The organism is Bradyrhizobium genosp. SA-3, assembly GCF_004212635.1.
Taxonomy (GTDB): Bacteria; Pseudomonadota; Alphaproteobacteria; order Rhizobiales; family Xanthobacteraceae; genus Bradyrhizobium.
The window spans coordinates 41,351-47,815 of record NZ_PSRT01000065.1 but is presented as its reverse complement, the minus strand read 5'-3'; the positions used below and the strand labels follow the sequence as shown (position 1 = coordinate 47,815).

The 6,465-nt window shown below is 64.5% G+C and carries 7 protein-coding genes and 1 tRNA gene; 1 reads left to right on the top strand and 7 read right to left on the bottom strand.

All coding sequences use genetic code 11. From position 1 onward, the window contains the following. Positions 1 to 56: 56 nt before the first annotated feature. Positions 57 to 1,835: an acyl-CoA dehydrogenase gene (locus CWO91_RS22950; protein WP_130216513.1), complete on the bottom strand. Its 1,779-nt coding sequence runs from the start codon at positions 1,833 to 1,835 to the stop codon at positions 57 to 59. A gap of 260 nt (positions 1,836 to 2,095) precedes the next feature. Between CWO91_RS22950 and CWO91_RS22945 the strand changes: the two genes are divergently transcribed. Then, positions 2,096 to 2,170 (top strand) — tRNA-Gln (locus CWO91_RS22945). Positions 2,171 to 2,252: 82 nt separating this feature from the next. Here the strand turns inward: CWO91_RS22945 and CWO91_RS22940 are convergent. From CWO91_RS22940 to bufB, 6 genes are all read right to left on the bottom strand, one after another. Next, positions 2,253 to 2,801 carry a peroxiredoxin-like family protein gene (locus CWO91_RS22940; protein WP_130216511.1) on the bottom strand — a complete coding sequence of 183 codons (549 nt, stop codon included), beginning with the start codon at positions 2,799 to 2,801 and terminating at the stop codon, positions 2,253 to 2,255. Between the two features lie 133 nt (positions 2,802 to 2,934). Beyond that, positions 2,935 to 3,606 (bottom strand): NrsF family protein, encoded by a 672-nt coding sequence (locus CWO91_RS22935; RefSeq protein WP_130216509.1) that lies wholly within the window; start codon positions 3,604 to 3,606, stop codon positions 2,935 to 2,937. Further along, the gene (locus CWO91_RS22930; protein ID WP_130216507.1) at positions 3,603 to 4,235 is read right to left on the bottom strand and encodes a sigma-70 family RNA polymerase sigma factor; all 633 of its coding nucleotides are present in this window, start codon (positions 4,233 to 4,235) and stop codon (positions 3,603 to 3,605) included. The genes CWO91_RS22935 and CWO91_RS22930 overlap by 4 nt, the downstream gene beginning before the upstream one ends. Further along, positions 4,232 to 4,762, bottom strand: coding sequence for a DoxX family protein (locus tag CWO91_RS22925; RefSeq protein WP_130216505.1), 531 nt, complete (start codon positions 4,760 to 4,762; stop codon positions 4,232 to 4,234). Before CWO91_RS22925 ends, CWO91_RS22930 begins: the two co-directional genes overlap by 4 nt. Then, positions 4,759 to 5,547, bottom strand: coding sequence for an HvfC/BufC N-terminal domain-containing protein (locus CWO91_RS22920; RefSeq protein ID WP_130216504.1), 789 nt, complete (start codon positions 5,545 to 5,547; stop codon positions 4,759 to 4,761). The genes CWO91_RS22925 and CWO91_RS22920 overlap by 4 nt, the downstream gene beginning before the upstream one ends. Then, entirely contained in the window at positions 5,531 to 6,418 is an 888-nt protein-coding gene (bufB, locus tag CWO91_RS22915) for an MNIO family bufferin maturase (RefSeq protein ID WP_130216502.1), read from the bottom strand. Before bufB ends, CWO91_RS22920 begins: the two co-directional genes overlap by 17 nt. Positions 6,419 to 6,465: the final 47 nt, after the last annotated feature.

The window sequence follows — 6,465 nt, the reverse complement described above, 5'->3', positions numbered from 1 at the left end:
CGCGCAATTGCGCGCTAGGCCGGGACGACACCGGTTGTGTGGCAGGCAGGTCCGCCTTACCCCAGCAGCACCGCATCCGCCGCCGCGACCGACTCCGCACTCTCCGTCACGGTGCGCGCGAGCGAAGATGCCTGCACCGTGATGTTCTCGGCGAAGAAGCGGGCGAGCGAGACGTAGCGCGCGGCGTCCGTGGTGCCGTCGGCCTTGGCGGCGAGCGCCTCAGAGGCCAGCATGCAGCCGCCGAGCGTGGCGCCGAACTGCTGCAGATAGGGCGTAGCTCCCGCAAGCGCCTCGTTCGGCGCGGACGCAACGCGCTCCAACAGCCATTTGCTGGTGCGCGCGAGCGCTTCCACCGCCTCGCGCAGCTTGGTGGCCGTGGTGCCGAAGGCGGGATCGTTGGAGGCCTCGACTTGGCTGACGGTGGCCGAGAGCTCGTCGAGCAGCGCCCACACCGCCGCGCCGCCATTGGCTGCGAGCTTGCGCGTGACGAGGTCGATCGCCTGGATGCCGTTGGTGCCTTCGTAGATCGCGGTGATGCGGGCATCGCGAGAGTGCTGCGCAGCGCCGGTCTCCTCGATGAAGCCCATGCCGCCATGCACCTGCACGCCGAGATAGGCGACCTCGTTGCCGATGTCGGTGGAATAGCCCTTTGCGATCGGCGTGAGCAGCGCCGCGCGTGCGGCCGCATCGGCACGCACCTTCGCGTCCTTGGCGCGGGTGGAAACGTCGATCGCGACCGCGGTCGCATAGCAGATGGTGCGCGCCGCGGCGGTCTGCGCCCGCATCCGCATCAGCATGCGCTTGACGTCGGGATGGACGAAGATCGCATCCGAGCCGTCGCTCTTGTTGCCGACCGCGCGGCCCTGCTTGCGCTCTTGGGCGTAGGACAGCGCCTGCTGATAGGCGCGATCGGCGACGCCGACGCCCTCGAGGCCGACGCCGAGGCGGGCCTGGTTCATCATCGTGAACATGCAGCGCATGCCCTGGTTCTCTTCGCCGATCAGGAAGCCGATGGCGCCGCCGTGATCGCCCATGGTCATGGTGCAGGTCGGCGAAGCATGCATGCCGAGCTTGTGCTCGACGCCGCTCGCATAGATGTCGTTGCGCTGCCCCAGCGAGCCGTCGGCATTGACCATGAATTTCGGCACGAGGAACAGCGAGATCCCCTTGGTGCCGGCGGGCGCGTCAGGCAGGCGCGCCAGCACGAAATGCACGATGTTGTCGGTCATGTCGTGCTCGCCATAGGTGATGAAGATCTTCGTCCCTTTGATGCGATAGGTGCCGTCGGCGTGCCGCTCGGCGCGGGTGCGCAGCGCGCCGACGTCGGAGCCGGCCTGCGCCTCGGTGAGCTGCATCGTGCCGGTCCATTCGCCGGAGACGAGCTTCTCGAGATAGATCTTTTTCAGCTCGTCGCTGCCATGCGCCTCCAGCGCCTCGATCGCGGAGGCGGTCAGCAGCGGGCAGAGGCCGAAGGCGAGGTTGGCGGCGCTCCAGATCTCGGTGCAGGCGGCGTTGATCGCGAGGGGCAGGCCCTGGCCGCCAAAACCTTCCGGGCCGGAGACGGCGTTCCAGCCGCCCTCGGTCCAACGCTTGTAGGCGTCCGGCCAGCCCGGCGCGGTCGTGACCTTGCCCTCGCTCAGCTTGATGCCGTGCTCGTCGCCAACCTTGTTGAGCGGCGCCAGCATGTCGGATGCGAACTTGCCGGCTTCCTCCAGCACGGCCGCGGCAATATCGGCGTCGAAATCGCCATAATGGCCGGCCGCCACGGCGGCCTTCAGGCCCGCGCCGTGGTTGAGCGATAGCAGCATGTCAGAGATCGGCGCGCGGTAGGTCATGGCTCACTCCCGTGGACAAATATTGGCGCCGTATTCCCATGAAACGGAGGCGGTCTCAATGGCCGGGAAGGGGGACGGCGCCGGCCGGGAGCGGGGCCATCGCCGCGCCTATAGTATAGAGTGAGGAGGGGAGGGTCGCCCGCCCGTGTGGTATTTTGCCCCTCCAGGCGGTTGAAATGCCGCGCCGCTCCCTATAGACCGGCAGCACCTGAGGGGAATCCGCGGTAGCCCGATCTTCCGCCGTTCCCTCAGTCACCTGTTGGGGCGTAGCCAAGCGGTAAGGCAGCGGATTTTGATTCCGCCATTCGGAGGTTCGATCCCTCCCGCCCCAGCCAGTTGATATTGTTCGTCTAAATCGCCCTTTCGTTGCTTCATCGGACGCGGCCGCCTTGACGGCCCGGCACGCAATCAACATCTCTACACGTCCGTTGCTTCACCGCGCGCCGGATAGTTATTCTTCAGGACATAATCGATCGCAGCAAGAATGTCGGAGAAGTGCGGCCGCGCGAACGGCATGGTCTGGACGCTGCCGAAGTACAGCGTGCCGTCCGGTCGGATCAGATACAGCGCCGGTTCGGAGAAGCGCGCGGGCTCTTCCACGCCGGCGGACGTCATGCCGCGCCCTGATGAAATGAACAAGCCCCATCGGCGCGCGACAGCGAGATCGAGTCCATAGCCGATACGTAGCCGCGTCAGTCCCCAGGCTTCCCTGGTCTGCAGTGCCCGTTCCCTCGTATCGGATGATATTGCCACCACGGCTACGCCGCGCTTCTCGAACTCCTCGAGCTTCGATTCCAATTCCCTGAGCTGGGTCTTGCAAATCGGACAGTGAAGGCCGCGATAGAACACGAGAAGCGTGAACTGCTCCGGCTTCTCGCTTGCAGGATCGAAGGCGCCGCCCGAAGCAAGATCGACGTGGAGTGGTGGCACGGGCTGCCGTGGAAGCAGTGGTTCCAGATTTGTCATGTAGATCATCCTCTAAAAGGTGCTTCATGGCTGCGAAGCTGAGGCTCCAGGACTTGTGAGCCCACCCGATCTCTTTCATGCTCTACGCGCCGAAGGGATGCAGCCGCAAACTTCGCCCGAGATGCCAACGAGCTTAGTCCTTCGCATAAAGCGTTCGCGGCGCCACCCATCGGAACATCTTCCGGCCGAAAGCGCCTGCGAGACCGATAAACAGCACCGCCGTGCCGAAGTTCCACATCAGGATCATCACGGTCGCATCGATGATGTGGAAGAGCGATAGCGCGGTTGCCGTGATCGCGGCGACGGCCACGCTTCCCATGAAGGTGACGGCGGTCGGACGCAGCGGCGCTGCGTAGCGCAGCGTCACCAGCATTGCGAGCGACAATGGCAGGCTGGTGAGCACGAGCGTGGCGAAGCAACGCGCGGCCTCGCCAAGGCTCATGCCGTCAGGACCGATGGCAACCCATTGCGTGAGGCACTGATAGCCGACATTCGAAAGCCAAAGGATGAGCGCGGGCATCGGCAGCAGAAGCCACAGACGCGACCGGTCGGGGAGGCTGACCAGGAAGGCCGCGATGGCCGCGAGCATGCCTGTCAGAGCTGCGGCCGCCATGCTGACGACAAAGGCTGGCTCCTGCAGCCGCTGCATCAGGTCGGGGCGAATCCCCTGACTGACGGCCAGCAGCGTCAGGACGACCGCTGCAAGCAGGAGCCAGCACGCCGCCCGCATCACCGGCGGTCGCAACCGCCGCACCGGCGTGGCGTTTGCCGCGAGGGAGGCAATGAGATCGGATGTCTTGATCACGGTTCGCTCCGGTCGAGCAGCATTTTCCGTAAGCTCTTCAGCGCACGATGAGCGTTCACCTTCAGAGATGTAACCGACATGCCGCTCACTGCTGCCGCCTCTTTTAGTGACAACTCCTTGAGTTTGAGCAAGCGGACTGCATTCTGTTGGGCAGGAGGGAGGTTGCTGACCGTCGTCTCGAGCTCTCGTTCGTTCGGTCTCTCCCCTAGGTTCGCTGCAGGTTCGCAAAAGGTTTCATGCTCGATTGTCAAAGGGATTTCACGGTTTCTGGTGCGGCCCTGACGGCGCAGCCTATCAATGAAGCGCCGGTTGGCGATTGCGACGAGCCAGGGCGCAAAGGGCCGGGCCGGATCGTAGGTCTGCCGGATCGAATGGACGGTCAGAAGGACGTCCTGAACTGAATCCTCGACATCGCCGAGGTCACGGTGCCGCCGTGCCGCCAGGGCACGCAAGTACGGCGTGATTTCCTGAAGCAGCCGGTGATAGGCGGCTCGATCCCCCTCCTGCGCACGGGCCATCAGGATGGACCAGTCGATGTCTCTGACGAGTGGCGCGGCCTGAGCCGCGCCGCTCTCGTTCTTCCCGACGAGCCTGAGCGATGGTCCGCGGTTGCGCGGGTCGTGCGTCATGGGCGTGCGGTCCGTCCGCCGGGTTGCGCGGCTTCCCGCTTCCAGGGCCACGGCAGCTGTTCAAGCCAATGATCGAGCGACAGCAGCCCGGGACCGAGCGCGATAATGGCGAGTGCCAGGCCCGCCCATGGCAGGTGAAAGTTCGCCCAACCCTCCGGCACCACGACCTGAATGACGCCAGTCATCACGAGAAGAACCAGAGCGCTGAAGCGGGTCGCAAGACCAACAACGAGCAGAACAGGCAGCACGATTTCGGCGACGCCGTCGAGGTACGCGACTGCGGTCGGGAAGGGGAAATTGTAAGCTTGGCCCCAAATATGCAGCTTGAACTCGTCCTCGAACAGGAACTCGGCTGCCGGCGACAGCGAGAGAAGGCCGTCCCATTTGGTCAAGCCGGATTTGAAAAAGGGCACGGCGAGCGCGATTCTTAGCACCGGCGGAGCCACCACCTGAGCGACGCGGGCGAGCCAATCCGCAAGCCGCCGAGCGGCACTATCGATCGTCGCGATGTTCAGATGCAGGCTCATGTCCGCATCAACTCCGGCGCCAGGCTGTAACCAGCAAAGGCACCCGCGCGCATAAGATCGGCAAGGTTGGCCGAAAGATCGAACCGGGAATTCGCGGTTAAAGCGTCCTCCAGTGCGGCGAGTACCGGCTTTCCGTCGCTCAGCGCCTGGATGAACTCGAAGCTGCCCCTGGGGATCAAACGAACCTCAACGTCGGCGACGGGGCGGACGACCAGGGCATCCTCGCCACCGGCGGCCAGATCGACCGGAGCCGGGATGCCGTCGGCAAGGTTCATTTGCCAGATCGTCAGCGCCGGGAAGTGCGATCGGACCAGACGCAGCGACGGGTGAAGCTCGAGCTGCATCGCGGGCAGCTGGTCCGGAGCGACCGCGCTGAACGTGCCTGGATCGATCGGCGACGCCTCGGGTGCGTGATAGGCCTCTGTCCAGGCGCGCTCGATCCGTGCAACGTCTTCCAGGTAGGGCAGCCCGGCAGCCGGCTCGAAGCGCCGGATGAACTCCGGGAAGCCGGCGCCGTAATCCAGCATGATTGGCGAGCGCGGCGGCTGGACCATGACGTAAGCGCGCGCCATGGCACGAAAGAAGTCGGCGCCTACAATGCGCTGCACCGCCGGGAACGCATCGTCCAAGGCCTCAATGAGGCTGACCGCGACGTTGTTGCGATATACGGCGAACCGCCTCGGGTCTGGTTCACCGTCCGGACCGACAAGACCATGCGGCATCGGCAGGCCTGGATCCAGCAGAGCCGCCGCGAAATCGCGCTGCCTTTCAGCCAGCTGCTGCACGACGTGTGGCCTCCGATCTGGTTGCAAGCATGATGGCCTCGGCGCGCTCGGCCTCGTACTGGAGCGTGGCCCAGGCAGGCACATCGGCGTCCCATTCGATCAAGGTGGGAAGCGGTCCCGTGAGTCCGACTGTATGGGCGTAGAGATCCCAGACGATCTCGTCGACCGGACGATTATGGGTGTCGATCAGCAGTGGCCGGCCCTTGCCGTCGAGATCCATTGTATGGCCGGCAAGATGAATTTCCTGAACGTGTCCGAGCGGGTAGGCCTCGATATACACGACCGGATTCCATTGCTGATTGGTCGAGGCGACGTAGACGTTGTTGACGTCGAGCAAGAGGCCGCAGCCGGTGCGCCGGACCACCTCGGCGATGAAGTCGATTTCCGAATAGGTGCTTTCGGCGAACGCGACGTAGGTCGAGGGATTCTCCAGCAACATCTGCCGTCCGAGGGTGCTCTGCACCTCATCCACATGCTCGACGACGCGGGCGAGCGTCTCGCCGATATAGGGCACGGGCAGTAGGTCATTGAGGAACCCGGTGTCGTGGGACGACCAGGCTAAATGCTCCGAAAACAGGCCCGGTCGGTAGCGAATGATCAGCTGGTTGAGGCGCTTCAGATGCTCCTTATCCAGCGGCCGGTCGGCGCCGATCGAGAGGCCAACGCCGTGGAGCGAGAGCGGGTATCGCTCGCGAACGGCTGACAAATAGCGGTGCGGCGGCCCGCCCGCGCCCATGTAGTTTTCCGCATGAACCTCGAAGAAGCCGATGTCGGGCTGCGTCTCGACAATCGTGCGGTAGTGTGCGGCCTTGAGGCCAACGCCCCCGCGCGCAGGAATGCAGTTTCGCGTGCAAGACAACGCAAGCGGCACGGCAACCTCCAATCAAAGAAGGGGTAAGCGGGCAGCGGATGCCCGCC